16 protein-coding genes are annotated in these 18402 nt (G+C 73.1%); 6 read left to right on the top strand and 10 right to left on the bottom strand.

Features of this window, described 5'->3' with window-relative positions; all coding sequences use genetic code 11:
- Positions 1 to 45: 45 nt before the first annotated feature.
- From OTB16_RS21035 to hutU, 8 genes are all read right to left on the bottom strand, one after another.
- Entirely contained in the window at positions 46 to 1341 is a 1296-nt protein-coding gene (locus OTB16_RS21035) for a hypothetical protein (RefSeq protein ID WP_267721854.1), read from the bottom strand.
- Positions 1338 to 2471: a neocarzinostatin apoprotein domain-containing protein gene (locus tag OTB16_RS21030; protein WP_267721976.1), complete on the bottom strand. Its 1134-nt coding sequence runs from the start codon at positions 2469 to 2471 to the stop codon at positions 1338 to 1340. The genes OTB16_RS21035 and OTB16_RS21030 overlap by 4 nt, the downstream gene beginning before the upstream one ends.
- 5 nt (positions 2472 to 2476) lie before the next feature.
- A complete protein-coding gene (locus OTB16_RS21025; RefSeq protein ID WP_267721852.1) occupies positions 2477 to 3475 on the bottom strand; it encodes a hypothetical protein in 999 nt (332 codons plus the stop codon).
- A 16-nt stretch (positions 3476 to 3491) separates the two neighbouring features.
- Positions 3492 to 4178 carry an LPXTG cell wall anchor domain-containing protein gene (locus OTB16_RS21020; RefSeq protein WP_267721850.1) on the bottom strand — a complete coding sequence of 229 codons (687 nt, stop codon included), beginning with the start codon at positions 4176 to 4178 and terminating at the stop codon, positions 3492 to 3494.
- Between the two features lie 264 nt (positions 4179 to 4442).
- The gene (gene hutI / locus OTB16_RS21015; RefSeq protein ID WP_267721848.1) at positions 4443 to 5621 is read right to left on the bottom strand and encodes an imidazolonepropionase; all 1179 of its coding nucleotides are present in this window, start codon (positions 5619 to 5621) and stop codon (positions 4443 to 4445) included.
- 77 nt (positions 5622 to 5698) lie between these two features.
- Positions 5699 to 7054: a formimidoylglutamate deiminase gene (locus OTB16_RS21010; protein ID WP_267721847.1), complete on the bottom strand. Its 1356-nt coding sequence runs from the start codon at positions 7052 to 7054 to the stop codon at positions 5699 to 5701.
- Complete coding sequence (locus OTB16_RS21005; protein WP_267721974.1) at positions 7030 to 8235, bottom strand: allantoate amidohydrolase; 1206 nt, start codon at positions 8233 to 8235, stop codon at positions 7030 to 7032. The genes OTB16_RS21010 and OTB16_RS21005 overlap by 25 nt, the downstream gene beginning before the upstream one ends.
- Positions 8236 to 8258: 23 nt before the next feature.
- Positions 8259 to 9938: a urocanate hydratase gene (gene hutU, locus OTB16_RS21000; protein ID WP_267721845.1), complete on the bottom strand. Its 1680-nt coding sequence runs from the start codon at positions 9936 to 9938 to the stop codon at positions 8259 to 8261.
- A gap of 103 nt (positions 9939 to 10041) precedes the next feature.
- Between hutU and OTB16_RS20995 the strand changes: the two genes are divergently transcribed.
- Positions 10042 to 11499 (top strand): type III PLP-dependent enzyme domain-containing protein, encoded by a 1458-nt coding sequence (locus OTB16_RS20995; protein ID WP_267721844.1) that lies wholly within the window; start codon positions 10042 to 10044, stop codon positions 11497 to 11499.
- Positions 11500 to 11621: 122 nt separating this feature from the next.
- On the opposite strand, the gene OTB16_RS20990 is transcribed toward OTB16_RS20995, so the two are convergent.
- On the bottom strand, positions 11622 to 12464 hold the full coding sequence (locus tag OTB16_RS20990; protein WP_267721842.1) for a MurR/RpiR family transcriptional regulator: 843 nt from the start codon (positions 12462 to 12464) through the stop codon (positions 11622 to 11624).
- Between the two features lie 612 nt (positions 12465 to 13076).
- Between OTB16_RS20990 and OTB16_RS20985 the strand changes: the two genes are divergently transcribed.
- From OTB16_RS20985 to OTB16_RS20965, 5 genes are all read left to right on the top strand, one after another.
- Positions 13077 to 13409 (top strand): hypothetical protein, encoded by a 333-nt coding sequence (locus OTB16_RS20985; protein WP_267721841.1) that lies wholly within the window; start codon positions 13077 to 13079, stop codon positions 13407 to 13409.
- A 154-nt stretch (positions 13410 to 13563) separates the two neighbouring features.
- On the top strand, positions 13564 to 14265 hold the full coding sequence (locus OTB16_RS20980) for an ATP-binding cassette domain-containing protein (protein ID WP_267721839.1): 702 nt from the start codon (positions 13564 to 13566) through the stop codon (positions 14263 to 14265).
- Complete coding sequence (locus tag OTB16_RS20975; RefSeq protein ID WP_267721837.1) at positions 14262 to 15533, top strand: ABC transporter permease; 1272 nt, start codon at positions 14262 to 14264, stop codon at positions 15531 to 15533. The genes OTB16_RS20980 and OTB16_RS20975 overlap by 4 nt, the downstream gene beginning before the upstream one ends.
- A complete protein-coding gene (locus OTB16_RS20970) occupies positions 15526 to 16191 on the top strand; it encodes a hypothetical protein (protein WP_267721836.1) in 666 nt (221 codons plus the stop codon). The genes OTB16_RS20975 and OTB16_RS20970 overlap by 8 nt, the downstream gene beginning before the upstream one ends.
- 40 nt (positions 16192 to 16231) lie before the next feature.
- Positions 16232 to 16615, top strand: a complete 384-nt coding sequence (locus tag OTB16_RS20965; protein ID WP_267721835.1) for a hypothetical protein — start codon at positions 16232 to 16234, stop codon at positions 16613 to 16615.
- A 349-nt stretch (positions 16616 to 16964) separates the two neighbouring features.
- Here the strand turns inward: OTB16_RS20965 and OTB16_RS20960 are convergent, their stop codons facing one another.
- On the bottom strand, positions 16965 to 18350 hold the full coding sequence (locus OTB16_RS20960) for a cystathionine beta-synthase (protein ID WP_267721972.1): 1386 nt from the start codon (positions 18348 to 18350) through the stop codon (positions 16965 to 16967).
- Between the last annotated feature and the right edge of the window lie 52 nt (positions 18351 to 18402).

Here is an 18402-nt window from a genome sequence, read left to right as displayed (position 1 = left end):
GCACACCGGAAGGTGTGCCGGGCCGTTCCCTTGCCGTGACCGGTTCTACCGGGTGCCGCGCAGGCGGCGCCACGGGGTGAAGGTGAAGACCGCGCCGCCGAGCAGCACCACCGTGCCGGCGACCAGGGCCAGGGCCTTGATGCCGCCCTCGTCCTCCGCGCCGGTCTCGGCGAGGCCGCCCGAGGTGGTGGTGGCGCTGCCGGAACCGCCCGTGGTGGACGGACCGCCGGAGCCGCCCTGCTGGGCGGTGGTGTCCAGCTCCAGCGAGACGGCGCTGGTGGCCGCCTTGCAGGGCACGCTGAGCGGGGTGGAGCCCGCGACCATCGTGACCTCGATCGTCATGTCGGACGGGCTGAGGGTGACCTTGCCCGTCTTGCCGGGCTTGTAGGTGCCCGTCATGTCGCTGAGGCTGACTCCCGCGCCCTGGCCGATCGGCTCGGCGTTGGCCGGGCCGGTGACCTTGACCGCGCCGCTGTCGGCGCCGCCGAGCTTGATCTGCATCGACGGCTTGAGCGCGCCCTTGGGCAGGGGCACCGGGGCCTTCATCGCGTCCTTGGCCGTCTTGACCGTCAGGTCGTAGCCGCCGCCGTTCTTCTTGGCGTTGACGGTGACCGGGGTGGTGATGCCGCCGGGGACCGTCTCGCCGCAGTCGAACTTCACGTCGACGGCCTTGCCCGGGAAGTCGGTCTGGCCGCCGCCCCCGGCGGTGGTGCCGCCGTTGGCGGCTCCCCCGTTGGTGGCTCCTCCGTTCGTCGCGCCGCCGTTGGTGGCGCCCCCGTTCGTCGCGCCGCCGCTGGAGCCGGCCGACACGTCGATGGTCGCCCCGACGCCGGCCTCGCCCGTCGGCGCGCACTTGGTGACGAACGTGCCGATGGAGAACGTCACGGCGACGTCGTACTTGCCGGGGCTCAGGGTGATCTTTCCGGCCTTGGTGAGCTTCAGCTTGCCCTTCATGGCGGACATCACCATGGGGGCCTTCTTGGCTATCTCCGGGTTCTTCTTCTCCCCGACGACCTTGAGCTCGCCCATCCCGCCGCCGACCGCGATCCAGCCGGTGGGCAGGACGGAGTCCTTCGGAATCACCATCAGGTCGGTGTTGTTCGAGGCGGGCTTGACGGTCTCCCAGACCACGTCGACCTCGTCACCGACCTTGGCGGTGGCCGGAGCCGTGATCTTGGCCGTGGTGTCGCCCTCCACGGGGCTGCCACCGCCGGCCGGCGGAATGCACTTGACCTTGTACGTGGTCTCGGCCGCCAGGGCGGGAGAAGCCGCCAGGGCGATGCCCGCGCCGCCGAGCAGCAGCGCGACCGCGGCCGCGCTTACCCTCCGTTGGGTCTTCACGAATGTCCCTTCGTCGTCGAACGGTTCTCAGACGGTGCGGACGTCTGTGGTGCTGTCTCCGGCGCGCTGTCCGGGGTGAACCACGGCAGGACCGCCGTGGTGGTCTGTGGGGGTGGGGGCGCCGGTTCCGTACGGTCCGCCCGCGCGGGTCCGCGTACGGACGCCAGCCGGGGCACCCGGGGCAGCCGGGCCGTCACGGCCGCGGCCGCGTCGGTGGTCCCGGCGCCGCGGTGGCGTCCGCCGGCGGGCGCGGCGCGCGGCCGGACCTTGTCGACGACGGCCATGCCGACGCGGAAGACAGCGGCCGGAACCACCACCAGGAGCAGGCCCCAGAAGAGCAGGACGCCGTACGGGCGGTCCACGCCCCAGGGCTGGGCGGCCACCACCGTCTCCCCGTACTTGAGGGAGATCGTGTAGTCCCCGTACGCGCCCGCGGTGAGGGCGACGTCCAGGGCGATCTCCGCCTTTCCGCCCGGCGGGATGGTGCCCTTCCAGCGGGCCTCCTCCCACAGGGGCGCGAAGACCCCGTGGGCGATGCCGAGCTGGAAGACCGGGTCCTTGACCGGGGCGGTGCCGAGGTTGCCGACGGTGACCTCGAACTTCCGCGACGGCGGGGAGCCGAACCAGGTCAGCACCCCGTCCTCGCCCTCCAGCCTGACCCCGGTGAGCATCGCGAGACGGGCCGTGCCGGACGCGGCGGGCAGCTCGGCGACCGGGTGGTCGGTGATCTTCAGGGGGGCCGCGACGGTGGACTGGTCCCCGTTGACGGAGGTGACGTTCACGACGCAGGGGCAGGGCTTGGGCGGGGCCACGACCGGCAGCTGGGCGGCGAAGCGGCCGTCGTCGGCGACCGCGACGGCCGCGCCGTCGGCGTTGGCGCAGCTGTTGGTGCCGCCGATCATGTTCTGGCCGCAGACCAGCAGCATCACCATCGTCTTGGGCCGCCAGCCGGTGCCGGTGACGGTGATCTCGGTGCCCTTCGCGGCGTCCTGGAGCGAGAGCGCCACCGCGGGCCTGCCCTCGTCGGCCGCGGCCGGGGCCGTGGGCAGCAGCGCGAGGACACAGGCCGCCAGCGCCGCGGCGAGGAGGGCCGCGAGCCGTGCTCCGGCGCCGGGCGTGCGGGCGACCATGGCGCTCACCTGGAGGCTCCCGTCAGTTCGTGTTCCGGCGCGGGGTGCGGTGCGGCCGCGGGGGCCTCGTCCTTGGGCGGCTCCGGGCGGGTCCGCCGGCCGCGTACGAGGAGCAGCGCGGCCAGCGCGGTCCCGCCGAGGAGGAGGAGCCCGGCTCCCGTCCAGCCGGCCACCCGCCAGGGCACGAACCACGCCGAGGCCTCCGCCGTGGCCCGGGCGCCGCCGGGCGCGGTGGCGGTCAGGGTGAGGCGGACCCGGTCGAAGGCGGGGGCGCCGGGCCAGGGTTCGGTCAGCTCGACCCGCTGTCCCGGGAGCAGTTCCAGCGGGAGGGCGCGGGCGGTGCGGCCGGGGACCTCGCCGAAGCGGCCCTCGGCGCGCAGGGACAGCTCGGGGGCGAGGGCCACGTTCCCCCGGTTGACCAGGGCGTACGCGACTTCCGCGGCCGCGCCGCGACCGCGCACGGAGACGTCCTCGACGGTGAGGGCGGCCAGGGCCGGGCCGCTGACGCGCAGGTGCAGCCGTACGCCCGCCTCGCGGCCCCCCTCGGCGGCGACCACGGCCGCGGGGTGGTCCCCGGGCGGGGAGGCGGGCGGCACGGTGACGGTGAAGGGGACGACCGCGCGGGTGCGCGGCGGAACCTTCACCGTCGAGCCCGCGCCGAAGCTGATCCAGGACCCGGCTCCGGCCGACTCCCGGGCGGGGCGCACGGCGAAGGCGCCGTCGGCGGTGTTGTAGGCATCGGCCCCGCGCAGGGTGACGGTGAGTTCCCGGTCGGTGGTGTTGGCGAGGGCGAGGCGGTCCTCGAGCACGGTGCCGGGGGTGCCGGAGAGGTAGAAGTACGGGCGCGCGGCGCCGGGACGGGCGGCGCTCCCGGCGGCGGGCTCGGCGGTCCAGCCGGGCTCGTCGGCGGCGGCCGGGTGCGCGGAGCCCGCGTACAGGGCGGCGGCGGTGAGGAGGGCCGCGCCGAGGCGGGCGGTCCTCCCGGGGGTGTGGAGCACGGACATGGCCGGGGTGCTCCGTTCAGGACCGGGCCCGCTGGCCGCGCCGGGTCAGCCAGAGCACGCCGGCGGCGCCGGAGAGCAGCACGGTGGCGCCGAGGGTGCCGAGGGCGAGGGCGGAGTCGGTGGGCCCGGTCTGCGGCAGGGTGTCCTCGCCGCTCCCGCCGCTCCCGCCGCCGGACTGGGGGGCGCTCCCGGCGGGGGCGGTGACCTCCAGGTCCAGGGAGGGCCCGGGGCTGTTTCCGGGGGTGCAGGTGGTGGTGGTGCCCATCGCCTTGATGGTGAGGACGCCGGCGGTGAAGGTGACCTTGCCGCTCTTCCCGGGCGTGTAGGTGCCCGAGAGGTCGCTGATCTTGATGGGGGTGTCGGCGGGCGCCGCCTCGGCGTTGGGCGGGCCGGCGACCGGCACGGACACCTTCTCGGCGCCGTCGACGAGGATGACCGCGCTGGGCGTCATCGCGCCCTTGCCGAGTTCGATGGGGCTGGACGAGACGCCCTTCTGGAAGGACATCGTCAGTTTGTAGGCGTCGCCCTCCTTGACCGCCTTGATGTCGATGGGCGACACGGCCGACTTGTCCCCGATGGGGGTCTTGCAGTCGTAGGCCACGTCGACGACGGCCGCACGGGCCGCGGGGGCGGCCAGCAGTACCGCCGATCCGGCCAGCGCGGAGGCCAGCGCGAGCGCGGTGGAGCGTTTCCGGTCGGACACGATCGTCTTCCCCTCGGCCACAAGTTACTGACGGCACATCAGATTGGTGGCTCAAGGTACGCCGGGGGCCTTACGGAGGGAAGACACAGGACGGCCCGGATCAACGGGCTTTCGGCCGTGCGGTTTCGGCCGGTCCGGGGGCGGCCGACGGGCTCCGGCACGGCCGTCCGGGGCCGCCGGGCGGCTCGGGCGGCTCGGGCCGGTCCCCCGGAGCCGGCCGGCCCCGGAGCCGGCTGCCCGACCGCCCGCCCGCCTCCGGCACCGTCAGTGCGCGCGGACCCCGCGCTGCCAGACGGCCGAGACGAGCGGGACGCCCGGGCGGTACGCCAGGTGCACGTGGCTGGGCGCGTCCAGGAGCGCCAGGTCGGCGCGGGCGCCGGGGGTGAGCGTGCCGACGTCGGTGCGGCGCAGGGCACGGGCGCCGCCCGCCGTGGCGGACCAGAGGGCCTCGTCGGGGGTCATCCGCATGTCCCGTACGGCGAGCGCGATGCAGAACGGCATGGAACTCGTGTAGGAGGAACCGGGGTTGCAGTCCGTGGACAGGGCCACGGTCGCGCCCGCGCCGATCAGCCGGCGCGCGTCGGGCCACTGGGCGCGGGTGGAGAACTCGGCTCCGGGCAGCAGGGTGGCCACCGTCGTGGCCGCGGCCTGGCCGAGGGCGTCGACGTCCGCGTCGGTGAGGTGGGTGCAGTGGTCGGCGGAGGCGGCTTCGAGCTCCACGGCGAGCTGTACGCCGGGTCCGTGGCCGAGCTGGTTGGCGTGGATGCGCGGGATCAGCCCGGCGGCGGCGCCGGCGGTGAGGATCGCGCGCGCCTGGTCCCCGTCGAAGGCACCCTTCTCGCAGAAGACGTCCACCCAGCGGGCGTACGGGGCGCAGGCGGCCAGCATGTCGCCGGTGACGAGGTCGACGTAGCCGGCCGGGTCGTCGGCGTAGTCGGGGGAGACGATGTGAGCGCCGAGGTAGGTGACCTCCTCGGTGTGCGCGGCGGCGATCCGCAGGGCGCGGGCCTCGTCGGCGACGGTGAGGCCGTAGCCGGACTTGGTCTCGAAGGTGGTGGTGCCCTGGCGGCGGGCCTCGTGGAGGTGGCGCAGCAGGTTGGCCTCCAGTTCGGCGTCGGTGGCGGCGCGGGTCGCGGCGACGGTGGTGCGGATGCCGCCGGCCGAGTAACCACGCCCGGACATGCGGGCGTTGAACTCGGCGGTTCGGTCGCCCGCGAAGACCAGGTGCGAGTGGGAGTCGACGAAGCCGGGAATGACGGCGCGGTCCTGCGCGTCGTACGTCTCGTCCGCGGCGGGGGCCTTGCCGGCGGGGCCGACCCAGGCGATCTTGTCGTCCTCGATGACGACGGCCGCGTCCCGGATCAGCCCGAGGGGGGAACCGTCGCCGACGGCGGGGTCGTTGGTGACGAGGCTGCCGATGTGGGTGATGACGGTGGTGGTCATGATTCCTCTCGGGGGTTGCCTGGGGCTCCGCCCCAGACCTAGCGCCTCACACGCCGGCGGGGCTGATTTTCGGCTGGTCAGGCGCGCAGTGCCGCGATGGCGTCGGCCAGGGCGGACGGGACGTCCTCGACCAGGGTGTGGTGGCCGTCGCGGACGATGTGGCGGCCGCCGACCACCGTGTGGCGGACGTCGGCGGCCGTGGCCGCGAAGACGGCGGTCTCGGCGCCGAGGCGGGGCAGGGTGCCCGCCGTCCGTACGGAGTCCAGGGCGATGGTGGTGAAGTCCGCGGGCGCGCCCGCCTCCAGCCGGCCGGCGTCGGGCCGGCCGAGGGCCGCGTGCCCGTCCTCGGTGGCGGCGGTGAGCAGGGCGTTCGCCGTCCAGTGGCCGCGGGTGCGGCTGCTGAGGCGCTCGTTCAGCTCCATCGCGCGGGCCTCTTCGAGCAGGTCGATCACGGCGTGGCTGTCGCTGCCCAGAGACAGCGGGCTGCCCGCGTGCTGGAGGCGGACGGCCGGGCCGATGCCGTCGGCGAGGTCGCGTTCGGTGGTGGGGCACATGCAGGTGCCGGTGGTGGCGGCGCCGAGGAGGGCGATGTCGGCGTCGGTGAGGTGCGTGTTGTGGACGCCGGTGGTGCGCGGGCCGAGCACCCCGTGGTCGGCGAGCAGCTGGGTCGGCGTACGCCCGTGGGCGGCCCGGCACGCGTCGTTCTCGGCGGTCTGCTCCGAGAGGTGGACGTGCAGGGGCGCCCGGCGCTCCTCGGCCCAGCGGGCGACGGTGGCCAGCTGGTCGGCGGGCACGGCGCGCACCGAGTGGATCGCGGCGCCGATCAGGGCGTGCCCGCGGGGCTTCAGGGCGGAGGCCCGCTCGGCCCAGGCGTCTGCGGTGCCGTCGGAGAACCGCAGCTGGTGCTGGTTGGGAGCGTCGCCGAAGCCCGCCGCCAGGTACGCCGTGTCAAGCAGGGTGATCCGGATGCCGGCCGCGGCGGCGGCTTCGATGAGGGCTTCACCCATGGCGTTCGGATCGGAGTAGGGGACGCCTCCGGGGGCGTGGTGGACGTAGTGGAACTCGCCGACGTTCGTGATGCCGGCCAGCGCCATCTCGGCGTACACCGCGCGTCCGAGCGCGAAGTAGGTGTCGGGGGTGAGCCTCTGGGCGGCCTTGTACATGAAGTCTCGCCAGGTCCAGAAGGTGCCCGAGCCGACCTGGACCGTTCCGCGCAGCGCCCGGTGGAAGGCGTGGGAGTGCGCGTTGGCCAGACCCGGGAGGGTGAGGCCGCGCAGCACCTCCGCGCCGGGCGGGGGCGTCGCCGCCCCGGTGCGCAGGGCGGCGACGCGGCCGTCGGCCGTCACGTCGAGGGCGACGCCCGGCTCGACGTGGGTGCCGAGCCAGGCGTGCTCCAGCCAGTACGTCGTCACGGCGTGCGGGTCGAGCGGCATGCGAGGCCTTCCAGTACGTCGGCGAGGGCGAGGACTCCGGCCACGCAGTCGTCCTCGGCGGCGAACTCCCGCGGGGAGTGGGAGACGCCGGTCGGGTTCCGTACGAACAGCATCGCGGTCGGGACGGCCGCGGAGAGGATTCCGGCGTCGTGTCCCGCCCCGGTGCCGAGGACGGGCACGGACCCGCCCAGGATCCGGTTCATCTCGTCGCGCAGGGCGTGTTCGAACTCGACGACCGGGGTGAAGGACTCCCGGATGACGGCGAGGTCGGTGCCGTCCTGGTCGGCGCGCTCGCGGGCGGCCTTCTCGATGGCGGTGACGACGGTGTCCAGGGTCGCCTGGTCGGCGGCGCGGGAGTCGAGCCAGCCGCGCACCAGCGAGGGGATGGCGTTGACCCCGTTGGGCTCGACGGCGATCTTCCCGAAGGTGGCGACGGCCCCGGCGAGGGCCGCTTCGGTCCGGGCGGCCAGCACGGTCGCCGCGTACGTGAGCATCGGGTCGCGGCGGTCCACGAGGCGGGTGGTGCCGGCGTGGTTGGCCTCGCCGCGGAAGTCGAACCGCCAGCGGCCGTGCGGCCAGATCGCGGAGGCGATCCCGACCCGGTCGCCGGACAGGTCCAGGGCGCGTCCCTGCTCCACGTGGAGTTCGACGAACGCGCCGATCCGGCCGAGGCGTTCGGGGTCGGCCCCGATGGCGTCGGGGTCGTACCCGGCGGCCTCCATGGCCTGGGGGAGGCTGATCCCGTCGGCGTCGCGCAGCTCGTACGCCTTCTCCTTGGTCAGCTGCCCGGCGGCGAGCCGGGAGCCGACGCAGGCGAGGCCGAAGCGGGCCCCTTCCTCGTCGCCGAAGTTGGTGATGGCCAGAGGCCTGGCGAACTCCGCTCCCCTCCTGCGGAGTTCGTCCAGGGCAGCGAAGGAGGACACCACCCCGAGGGGGCCGTCGAAGGCCCCGCCGTCGGGGACGGAGTCCAGGTGGGAGCCGGTGACGACGGCGTCCCCGGCGAGGGGGTCACCGAGCCAGGCCCACTGGTTGCCGTTGCGGTCGGTCTCGTACGCCAGCCCGCGCGCCTCGGCCTGCTCCTGGAACCAGGTCCGGCAGTCGGCGTCGGCGCCGGTCCAGGCGTAGCGGCGGTAGCCGCCGCTGCCGGCGTGCCGGCCGACGGGCGCGAGCTGCGCCCACATGCCGTGGAAGGTGGAGGCCTCGCTCACGCGTCGTCACCCTCGCGCATGGGGATGCGGACATCGCGCTCGTCGGCGACGGTCTCGGCGATGTCGTAGCCGGCGTCGACGTGGCGGATGACGCCCATGCCCGGGTCGTTGGTGAGGACGCGGCGGATCTTCTCGCCGGCGAGCGGGGTGCCGTCGGCGACGGTGACCTGGCCGGCGTGGATGGAGCGGCCCATGCCGACGCCGCCGCCGTGGTGGATGGAGACCCAGGAGGCGCCGGAGGCGACGTTGACCATGGCGTTGAGGAGCGGCCAGTCGGCGATGGCGTCGGAGCCGTCGAGCATGGCCTCGGTCTCTCGGTACGGGGAGGCCACCGAGCCGCAGTCGAGGTGGTCGCGGCCGATGACCAGCGGGGCGGCCAGTTCGCCGCTCGCGACCATGTCGTTGAAGCGCTCGCCGGCCCTGTCGCGCTCGCCGTAGCCGAGCCAGCAGATGCGGGCGGGCAGGCCCTGGAAGTGGACGCGCTCGCCGGCCATCTTGATCCAGCGGTGCAGGGAGGCGTTCTGAGGAGAATCGGCCTCCGGGAAGAGCTCCAGCATCGCCTTGTCGGTCTTGTGGATGTCGGAGGCCTCGCCGGACAGGGCCGCCCAGCGGAAGGGGCCCTTGCCCTCGCAGAACAGCGGCCGGATGTAGGCGGGGACGAAGCCGGGGAAGGCGAAGGCGCGTTCGTAGCCGGCCAGCTGGGCCTCGCCGCGGATGGAGTTGCCGTAGTCGAAGACCTCGGCGCCCGCGTCCATGAAGCCGACCATGGCCTCGACGTGCGTGGCCATGGACTCGCGGGCGCGGGTGGTGAAGCCCGCCGGGTCCTTGGCCGCGTAGGAGGCCATGTCGTCGAAGTCGACGCCGACGGGGAGGTAGGCGAGCGGGTCGTGGGCGCTCGTCTGGTCGGTGACGATGTCGATCGGCGCGCCCTCGGCGAGCATCTGCGGGAGCAGGTCGGCGGCGTTGCCGAGGAGGCCGATGGAGAGCGGCTTGCGGGCGTCGCGGGCCTCGACGGCCAGCTGGAGGGCGTGGCGGAGGTTGTCGGCCTTGACGTCCAGGAAACGGTGCTCGATGCGGCGGTCGATGGCGCGCGGGTCGACGTCGATGCAGATCGCGACGCCGTCGTTCATCGTCACGGCCAGCGGCTGGGCGCCGCCCATGCCGCCGAGGCCGGCGGTGAGGGTGATGGTGCCGGCGAGGGTGCCGCCAAACTTCTTGGCGGCGACGGCGGCGAAGGTCTCGTAGGTGCCCTGGAGGATGCCCTGGGTGCCGATGTAGATCCACGAACCGGCCGTCATCTGGCCGTACATGGTCAGGCCGAGGTTCTCCAGGCGGCGGAACTCCTCCCAGTTGGCCCAGTCGCCGACGAGGTTGGAGTTGGCGAGCAGGACGCGCGGCGCCCACTCGTGGGTCTGCATGACGCCGACCGGGCGGCCGGACTGGACGAGCATCGTCTCGTCCTGCTTGAGGGTCTGGAGGGTGCGGACCATGGCGTCGTACGAGCGCCAGTCGCGGGCGGCCTTGCCGGTGCCGCCGTAGACGACGAGCTTGTCGGGGTGCTCGGCGACCTCGGGGTCGAGGTTGTTCTGGAGCATCCGCAGCGCGGCCTCCTGCTGCCATCCCAGGGTGCTGAGTGCGGTACCGCGCGAGGCCCGTACGGGGCGAGGTCCTGACATGGCTGTGCCTCCTCCGATGTTGGTCAATCCATTCACATCCTGTCCCCATGAATAGATTCAGTCAACAGCTGCGGGCGGGTCGGTGTGGTGATGGGATGGCGCCATGGCTGCCGAAACGAACGCGGAGACGGGCACGGGGGCGGGTACGGGCGCGGATACGGGCGCGGATACGGGCGCGCATACCGGCGGGCGCGAGGACGCCGGTTCGGGGGCCGCCGCGGGGGCCGCCGCCCCGGCCGCGGGGGCCGGGGCCCGGCGCCGGGACCTGGCCGTGCGGGCGGCCGTCGGGCAGGGGCTGCTCGACTCCGAGCCGCTGGTCTGCCTGCTGGACACCGCCGGCATCCGGGCCTCGGCCGCCGCCCTGACCGGCGCGTTCGCGGCCGTGCTGCCGCCCGGCACGCCCGTTCTGCACGCCTTCGCCGTCAAGGCCGCCCCGCTCGTACCGGTCCTGCGGCTGCTCGCGGACTGCGGGATCGGCTGCGAGGTCGCGAGCGCCGGCGAGCTGGCGCTGGCCCGGGCGTCCGGGGCACTGCCGGAGCACACCGTCCTGGACTCCCCCGCCAAGACGACCGCCGAGCTGCGGGAGGCCCTCGCCCTCGGGATCGCCGTCAACGCCGACAACCACCAGGAGCTGGAGCGCCTCGACGCCCTGGTCGCGGCGGCGCCGACCGTCTCCCCGATCGGCGTCCGCGTCAACCCCCAGACGGGCGCGGGCACCATCGGCGCCCTCTCCACCGCCACCGCCACCTCGAAGTTCGGCGTGGCCCTGCGCGACCCGGGCGCCCGCGCCCGGCTCGTCCGGGCCTTCCTGGACCGGCCGTGGCTGACGCGCCTGCACACCCACTCCGGGTCGCAGGGCGTCCCGCTCGCCCTGCTCGTGGAGGGCGTACGGGAGCTGCACGCGCTGGCCGAGGAGATCAACGCGGCGGCCGGGCGCCGCCAGGTCGACACCCTCGACATCGGCGGCGGGCTGCCGGTGGACTTCACCTCGGACGAGGAGCCCCCGGCGTTCGCGCGGTACGCGGCCGCGCTGCGCGAGGCGGTGCCCGGGCTCTTCGACGGCTCGTACGGCCTGGTGACGGAGTTCGGCCGGTCCCTGCTGGCCAAGCACGGGCTGGTCCTCGCGCGGGTCGAGTACACCAAGACCACCGGGGGCCGCCCGATCGCCGTCACGCACGCCGGGGTCCAGGTGGCGACCCGGACCGTGTACGCGCCGGCCTCCTGGCCGGTCCGCGTCCTGGCGTACGACGCGACCGGCGCCCCGAAGACAGGCGACCCCGTCGCGCAGGACGTCGCCGGCCCGGCCTGCTTCGCGGGCGACCTGCTCGCCACGGCCCGGGAACTGCCCCCGCTGGCCCCGGGCGACCTGGTCGGGGTGCCGGACACGGGCGCGTACTTCTTCACGGCGCACTACGGCTACAACAGCCTGCCCCGTCCGGCGGTCCACGGGTACGCGCCCGCCCCGGACGGCGGGATCCGCTTCACCGCGGCCCGCCCGGCGCAGGACCTCGCGGCCCTCGTCGCGGAGGCGGGCGGCGCCCACCGGGACGCCCTGCTCTGACGCCGCGGCTCGCGCGCCAGGGCGGCCGCGAGGCCGGGGCGAGGGCCGGGGGCGAGGCCCGAAACCGAGCGCGCCACCGACCGCCCCGCCGCCAACCGCCGCGCCCCGCCCCCGCGGCCGGCTCACTCCACGAACAGCCCCCGCGCCGCGGCCCGCGCGTCGAAGGCCTCCAGCCGCGCCTGCGCGTCCGGCAGCGCGTCCGCCATCGCCTCCAGCAGCACCCGGCCCAGCAGCATCGGGGCGCAGGCCGTGTCGAAGGCCAGGCCGGTGCCGACGGGGGCCGGGATCAGCAGGTCCGAGTGGCGGGCGACCGGCGCGAACGCCGAGTCCGCGACGGTGACGACCGTCAGCCCGGCCCGCCGCGAGCGCTCCAGGGCCTCCACGACCTCCCGGGGGTGACGGGGCAGCGCGAAGCAGAGCAGCGCGGTGGCCCCCTCGTAGCGGGCCGCGTCGATGCGGTCCTCCAGCATCGAACCGCCCTCGTCGAGCAGCCGTACGTCCGGGTGCACCTTGCCGGCGAAGTACGCGAACCCGCGCGCCTGCGATGACGCCGCCCGCAGCCCGAGCACCGGCAGCGGGACCGAGGCGGCGAGCATCCGGCCCGCCTCCTGGACCGGCGCGGGATCGGCGAGCATCGCCGACAGCTGCCGCAGGTTCTCGATCTCGCCCTGGACGGCCTGCTGGTACTCGTTGTACGCGTCCCCGTCCTCGGTGCCCGCCCGCTCGGCGGGGGCCACCTCGCGCAGGTGCCGGCGCAGCGCCGGGTACCCGTCGAAGCCGAGCGCCACCGCGAACCGGGTCACGGAGGGCTGGCTCACCCCGGCCAGTTCGGCGAGCTCCACGCTCGACAGGAACGGCACCTCGGCCGCCCCGCGCACCATGCAGTGCGCGATCCGCCGCTGGGTCGGCGTCAGCCGGTGCCCTTCGAACAGCTTCTGCAGCCGTGCGGCCGGGCCGTCGCTCATGGCGGTCCCCTCCATCCCGTCCCCGGTGAGATATTCAGTCACGGAGCACTCTGCATGTGGTTATGCAGCGGGGCAACCCGCGCCCGCACTGCGGATGCGCGCCGAAGCCGGTCCGAAGTCGGTCCGAAGCCCGATCGCGCCGCGCCCACCGGCAGTTCGGTCCGGTCGACCACCCACCGCCGCATCTGGATTGGCCCGAGTGTCCCGTTTTGCCGCCTATGGAACAGTGCGCGTGAGCGAACAAAATCAGCCATTCGATCTTCAGGCACCAGATGGGTCGAACCGCCCGCCGCCTCTGCCTCAAGGCCGCACGGATCCGGCCACACGTGGAGCAGTGGCTCATAATCGCCCCACCCGCCCTCGCCTGCCGATCACCCTCGGGCCGAAGGCTAGAATTTCGATCACAAGGGGGACGGGGTTCGCGGTGAAACTGCGGCCCCACATCGCATACAGGTGACCCGGAAGCGCGCGAGGTTATGCACCCGCACTTCCGGCCTCGACGGGCTTGACCGTCGGGAGAGAATTACCGCTACCCCTTTCTGTGAAATCGAAGAGCAGCTGACGCTGCCCTCTTTCGATGAATTCCATCACTGATTCCACGGAAGGAAGAGCATGAAGAAGAATGTGTTCGGCAAGGTGACCCAGGCGGTCACCATCGGAGCGCTGACGGTCGCCGCCGCCGTGACCGTCGTACCCACCGCGACCGCGGCGGGTACCAGCGGGAAGACCAACGGCTGTTACTCGACCTGGGGGAACACCGCATTCACCGGCCACTGCAACCCGGTGACGGTGTCGGGGCAGTTCAACAACTGGGGCGTGTGCGACTGGCAGACCGACCGCGGCAGCGGCTACCACCGCTGGAGCAAGGGCTTCGTCGGCAAGTGGGGAACGCGGGAGTGCTCGTTCAAGGTGCTGCGCTCGTACATCCTCTACAGCAACGGCTGAGCCACTCCGATAACCGTCGGTTTCAGCATTGAATAGGCCGACAGAATGGGTGTTCCGATAGCAGGCCATCGGGGCACCCATTCCGGCATGGGAGGCAGATGTGGACACCATCGCGCGCGCCGATGGAATCAAGCAGGGATACGGGAAGAGAACCGTGATCCATCACCTTTCGCTTGAGATCGGGAACGGCTCGGTCATCGGCCTTCTGGGACCGAACGGAGCCGGCAAGACGACTCTCCTGCGCACCTTGGCGACAGTGGCCCCGCCGCAGGACGGGGTTATCACCATCATGGGCAGGACCATCACCTCGGAAAAGGACGCGAGGACCGCGAGGCGCAATATCGGATACCTCCCCCAGGAGTTCGGCTTCTATCCGAACTTCACGGTCGAGGAGTTCGTGACCTACTGCGCCTGGCTGCGCGAGGTGCCGAGGAAGCGGACGCGCGATGCGGTACGCGAGGCCATCGCCTCCGTCGGCCTGAGTGACCGGTCGAACGACAAGATGAAGTCGCTGTCGGGCGGCATGCTGCGCCGCGCCGGCATCGCGACGGCCCTGGTGGGATCGCCGCGCCTGATCCTTCTGGACGAGCCCACGGTGGGACTCGACCCCGCGCAGCGCCTCGAGTTCAGGGCTCTGATCAAGGGCCTCGGGGACGCGGCGGTCGTGCTCAGCACCCACCTCGTCGAGGACGTCTCGGCGGCCTGCGACGAGGTCGCGGTCGTACGCTCGGGCAGCCTCCTCTTCCACGGCACACCGGAAGCCCTCGCCGGCGGCGGGTCCCCGGACCAGCCCGGAGACAGCGCCCTGGAGCGCGGCTACATGTCCGTCCTGGCCGACCGGGGGACGACGCGGTGAAAGTCCTCTGGATCGAATTCCGGCGCTCCCCCCTGCTCCTGGTCCTTCCGCTGCTCGTGGCGGTCGACCTGGCGTCGATCTTCGGGCGGAGCCGGTGGTGGATCGGCGTCTGGCCGCAGGCCAGCGCCGCGGCGCAGATTCCCGCCCTCTTCTTCGCCCCGATCGCGGCCGCGGCCGCGGCATGGGCCGTGGGCCGCTCCTTGCGCCGCGGCATCGCCGAGCAGCGAGAGACCGCCGCGCGAGCGGGCTGGCGGATCGAGGCGGCGCAGTTCACGGCGACCCTCGCCCACGTCCTCATCGCGTACGTCCTCGGAGCGGCCGCCGCGGCGGCGGTCACCGTACCGGAAGGCGGCCCGGGCTTCCTGTGGCCGGGCTACCTCCTGCTCGGTGCCTCGACGATCGTGGCCTGCACCGCGATCGGGCACGCGGTGGGACGCCTGTCCACCTCGGCGATCGCGGCCCCCGTCATCTGCGGGCTCGCGTGTTTCGTCGCGATCGGGGCACTCGGCTCACCAGACCAGCTGGGCTTCTACGTCCTGTCCGGCAGCCCTGCCCGGAAGCTTTCGGAGTCCGCCCTCCTGTCGCACCTGGCGCTCGCCCTCTTCCTCGCGGCGTTCGCCGTGCTCGGACCGTCGGTATTCCGCCGCAAGAGCGGGCTGCGCACGGCAGCGGCACCGGCGCGCGCGGCGGGTCTCGCCGCGATCACCGCCGTCTTCGCCTCGCTGGTCGCCCTCGTCTCGGCGGGGCCCGTGCAGGTGGACCGGGAGAACACCGGCACCCCGCTGTGCTCCTCCGGTGCGCCCCGCGTGTGCCTCTGGCCCGAGGACCGCACGTACCTGCCGGAGGTCACGGCCATGGTGAAGCGCCTCGACGCCATTCCGCAGGACTGGATCAAGATGCCGCAGACCTTCCACGAGGCGGGCCTGCGGCCGTGGTCCGAGGCTTCCGCCAACGACTTCGAGATCATCGAGGGCAACCTGTGGTTCGTCTCCCCCAACCTCGCCGGCGCCATCATGCGCGATTCCATCCCGATGCGGTGCGAGCAGTGGCGCGAGGACTCCCTGGAACGCCTGAGCGCGGCGACGTTCGAGATCCAGACCTGGCTCGAGTTCCGGGCGAACGGGCCGAACGAGCGGAAGGGCATCCACGGCGGACCGCCCGGGGTCGACTTCGCCGCGATAGAGAAGATCAGCAAGGAAGGAGAACCCGCTCAGAAGGCATGGGTCGACCAACGCCTGAACGTCATCGAGGAGACTCCCTGTGCGTGAGACCGATCCTCCCGTGAGGCTCTTCCTGCGGGCCCACGGCATCCCGGCCATGGCCGTGGCCTTCCTGGTGGTCCTCGCCCTCAACGCCTTCTTCGGTGCCGCGCTCCTGGCCATACCCTCGGCGGAGGGCGTACGTCAGGTGCCCTTCCGCCGAGAAGTCCCGGTGATCCACGCATCGCTCGTCGCCGGAGGCCTGCACAGCCTCATGCACACGTTCGAGGAATCCCCTTCGAGCACCTTGCGGCGCATGCAGTTGCGCTACCTGGCCACGGCGACGGCGTTCGCACTCCTCCTCGTCGGGGTCTGCGAAGTGGTGCTGCGCGACGCCGGGGCGGGGCTCCAGGCCTCCCGTTCCCTGCTCGCCTGGCTGGCTTTGGCGGTGGTGTCCGGCCGTGTCCTGGGCTGGCGCCTGGCCTGGGTCCTGCCCGTCTCCACGATCTTCCCGCTCGTCTACTACGGGCACGGGGGCGCCGGCCACGTCTACTGGTGGGACTGGACGAGCCGGCCGGCCGCGGATCCGTGGAGCTGGGCCCTGACGCTCGTCCTCGTGATCGCCGCCCCGGCCGTGCTCCGCGTGACGCCGTGGAGGATCCACTCCGCCCGCAGGGCGGTGTCGCGGGCGTTCACGCGCATCGGACGCGCGCGAACCGGGGGCTAGCCCCAGTGCCGCAGGGCCGGCCGCTGCCTACGGTGGGGGGATGGACGCGCATGCCCGAGAGCTGAAGAAGGAACTCGACGCCACCCTGGACGCCCGGCGGGAGCTGGGGCCGGAGTACGAGGCCGAGCTGGTGGACTCGTTCGTCGAGAAGGTCGACACCCAGGTCAGGCGCCGGCTGGCCGAGGAACGCCTGCTCGCGGCCCGCGGCGGGGCGGGCGGCGGCCCGGCTTCGCCCGGGGCCGCGTTCGGGGAGCGCTTCGGCTTCGCCGTCATCACGCTGGTCCTGGCGATCCCGCTCTCGGCGATCGGCGCCGCGCACGCGCGCCTGAGCGGGCTGCTGGTGGTCTGGGCGGGCATCGTGGCCGTGAACTTCGTCCACGCCCACAAGTCCTTCGGCCGCCGGGACCGCGATCCGCTCGGCTGACCGGCCTGGCCGGTCCCCGCCTGAGCCCGGAGAAGAGTCCGGAAAAGACTTGGGCGGGGACCGCCGCACCCCGGTTGCCCGGGGGCGGGACGACGGCGGTCCCCGCGAAGGACACGGCCGGGTCAGGGCCGTCCGCGTCCGTGGCGCACATGGTCCGGGAGCCGCTCCGGAGTCACGCAACGCCGTTCGGTGGTGCCGGCCGGGTCCGGCGGTTTCCCGCTCTTCCCTGCCGACGACCACCACTGTGCCGGAGCCGTGTTAAGCCGGTGCTGCGCCCACGTGTCGGGCCCGTACCGATTGCGCTACGGGCTCGCGCGGCCGCGTCGCGGCGGCCGCGGACCGGCCGCGGCTACTTGGATCCCTTGGCCAGGAAGGCCAGCAGGTCCTGGCGGCTGACGACACCGGTCGGCTTGCCCTCGACCAGCACGATCGCCGCGTCGGCCTCGCCGAGCACGGCCATCAGCTCGGAGACCGGCTCGCCCGAGCCGACCTGCGGCAGCGGCGCGCTCATGTGCTTCTCCAGCGGGTCACCGAGCGAGGCGCGCTGCGCGAACAGGGCGGACAGCAGCTCCTTCTCGACGACGGAGCCGATGACCTCGGCGGCCATGACGTCGGGGTGGCCGGCGCCCGGCTTGACGATCGGCATCTGCGAGACGCCGTACTCGCGCAGGACCTCGATGGCCTCGCCGACGGTCTCCTCGGGGTGCATGTGGACGAGGGAGGGAATGCCGTCCTCCTTGTCGTTCAGCACGTCGCCGATGCGCGCGGAGGGCCCGGCCTCCTCGAGGAACCCGTGTCCGGCCATCCACTCGTCGCTGAAGATCTTGCTGAGGTAGCCGCGGCCGCTGTCCGGCAGCAGGACGACGACCACGTCGTCCGGGCCCAGGCCCTCGGCGGCGCGCAGGGCGGCCACGACCGCCATGCCGCAGGAACCGCCGACGAGCAGGCCCTCCTCCTTCGCGAGGCGGCGGGTCATCTGGAAGGAGTCCTTGTCGGACACCGCGATGATCTCGTCGGTGACGTTGCGGTCGTAGGCGGTCGGCCAGAAGTCCTCGCCGACGCCCTCGACGAGGTACGGGCGGCCCGAGCCGCCGGAGTAGACCGAGCCCTCGGGGTCGGCGCCGATGACCTTGACCTTGCCGCCGGACACCTCCTTCAGGTAGCCGCCGGTGCCGGAGATCGTGCCGCCGGTGCCGACGCCCGCGATGAAGTGGGTGATCTTCCCGTCGGTCTGCTCCCACAGCTCGGGACCGGTGGTCTCGTAGTGCGAACGGGGGTTGTTCGGGTTGCTGTACTGGTCGGGCTTCCAGGCGCCGGGCGTCTCGCGCACGAGGCGGTCGGACACGTTGTAGTACGAGTCCGGGTGCTCGGGGTCGACGGCGGTCGGGCAGACCACGACGTCGGCGCCGTACGCACGCATGACGTTGATCTTGTCCGCGGACACCTTGTCAGGGCAGACGAAGATGCAGTGGTAGCCCTTCTGCTGGGCCACGATGGCGAGTCCTACACCCGTGTTGCCGCTGGTCGGCTCCACGATGGTGCCACCGGGCTTGAGGGCTCCGCTCTGCTCGGCGGCCTCGATCATCCGTACGGCGATGCGGTCCTTCACCGACCCGCCGGGGTTGAAGTACTCGACCTTCGCAAGGACGGTGGCCTGCAGGCCTTCGGTCACACGGTTGAGCTTCACCAGCGGGGTGTTGCCGACGAGGCTGATCATCGAGTCGTGGAATTGCACCATGTTCTCCAAGGAGGGGACTCCACGGGTTCTCCGGGAGGTCCGGCCAGGG

Source organism: Streptomyces antarcticus (genome assembly GCF_026627255.1).
Classification (GTDB): domain Bacteria; phylum Actinomycetota; class Actinomycetes; order Streptomycetales; family Streptomycetaceae; genus Streptomyces; species Streptomyces antarcticus.
This window is presented reverse-complemented; position numbering and strand designations above follow the sequence as displayed.

What these genes read in the sequence shown, in the direction of transcription:
- OTB16_RS21030 (WP_267721976.1), bottom strand. Translation starts at nt 2,471, where the DNA reads ATGGTCGCCCGCACGCCCGGCGCCGGAGCACGGCTCGCGGCCCTCCTC.
- OTB16_RS21025 (WP_267721852.1), bottom strand. Translation starts at nt 3,475, where the DNA reads ATGTCCGTGCTCCACACCCCCGGGAGGACCGCCCGCCTCGGCGCGGCC.
- hutI (WP_267721848.1), bottom strand. Translation starts at nt 5,621, where the DNA reads ATGACCACCACCGTCATCACCCACATCGGCAGCCTCGTCACCAACGAC.
- OTB16_RS21010 (WP_267721847.1), bottom strand. Translation starts at nt 7,054, where the DNA reads ATGCCGCTCGACCCGCACGCCGTGACGACGTACTGGCTGGAGCACGCC.
- OTB16_RS21005 (WP_267721974.1), bottom strand. Translation starts at nt 8,235, where the DNA reads ATGTGGGCGCAGCTCGCGCCCGTCGGCCGGCACGCCGGCAGCGGCGGC.
- hutU (WP_267721845.1), bottom strand. Translation starts at nt 9,938, where the DNA reads ATGTCAGGACCTCGCCCCGTACGGGCCTCGCGCGGTACCGCACTCAGC.
- OTB16_RS20995 (WP_267721844.1), top strand. Translation starts at nt 10,042, where the DNA reads ATGGCTGCCGAAACGAACGCGGAGACGGGCACGGGGGCGGGTACGGGC.
- OTB16_RS20990 (WP_267721842.1), bottom strand. Translation starts at nt 12,464, where the DNA reads ATGAGCGACGGCCCGGCCGCACGGCTGCAGAAGCTGTTCGAAGGGCAC.
- OTB16_RS20985 (WP_267721841.1), top strand. Translation starts at nt 13,077, where the DNA reads ATGAAGAAGAATGTGTTCGGCAAGGTGACCCAGGCGGTCACCATCGGA.
- OTB16_RS20965 (WP_267721835.1), top strand. Translation starts at nt 16,232, where the DNA reads ATGGACGCGCATGCCCGAGAGCTGAAGAAGGAACTCGACGCCACCCTG.